Raw genomic sequence first — 595 nt, 5'->3', positions numbered from 1 at the left:
ATCACCAAAGCTTAGAAAAACTCGTTAAACAAGGTGTGACGGTTGAGTTATGCCAACATTCGCTACAAGCGCAAGGATTTGATCCAGAAATGGTGAATAGTCGCTTATTTACCTCGGTTGTATCAGGCATTGCCGAATTAATTAACCGCCAACATGATGGTTACGCCTATATTCGTGCTTAATTAATGACTTTACTTTATCAATCCAACCAGAATCTAATATAGAAAGTAGACAATCATGAATCCAGAATTATTTAAAAATAGCTTAGCGGATGCAGGTATCCACTTAAATGACCAACAAATGACACAATTCAACCGTTATTTCGAATTATTGGTTGAATGGAATGAAAAAATTAATTTAACCGCCATTACAGAACTTGAAGAAGTGTATTTGAAACACTTCTATGATTCACTGACTGTAGCAATGCATGTAGAGATGGCTGACCAGGGATATCGCTTGGTAGATGTGGGTTCAGGCGCTGGGTTCCCCAGCATTCCACTAAAAATTGCCTTTCCAAACTTAGACATCACTATTGTTGACTCATTGAATAAACGTATCAACTTTATCAATGAAGTGGTGAATGAACTTGGTTTAG

General features: G+C 37.3%; 2 protein-coding genes. Both read left to right on the top strand.

Going from position 1 to position 595, the window contains the following annotated elements; genetic code table 11:
* Positions 1 to 182 (top strand): DsrE family protein (locus ACRCJ0_RS18575; protein ID WP_431391663.1); only part of this gene is annotated, 182 nt, incomplete at its 5' end.
* Between the two features lie 55 nt (positions 183 to 237).
* The coding region (gene rsmG, locus ACRCJ0_RS18570; RefSeq protein WP_431391661.1) for a 16S rRNA (guanine(527)-N(7))-methyltransferase RsmG at positions 238 to 595 on the top strand (358 nt) is incomplete at its 3' end.

It is taken from the genome of Aerococcus sp. L_32, assembly GCF_050689315.1.
This window is presented reverse-complemented; position numbering and strand designations above follow the sequence as displayed.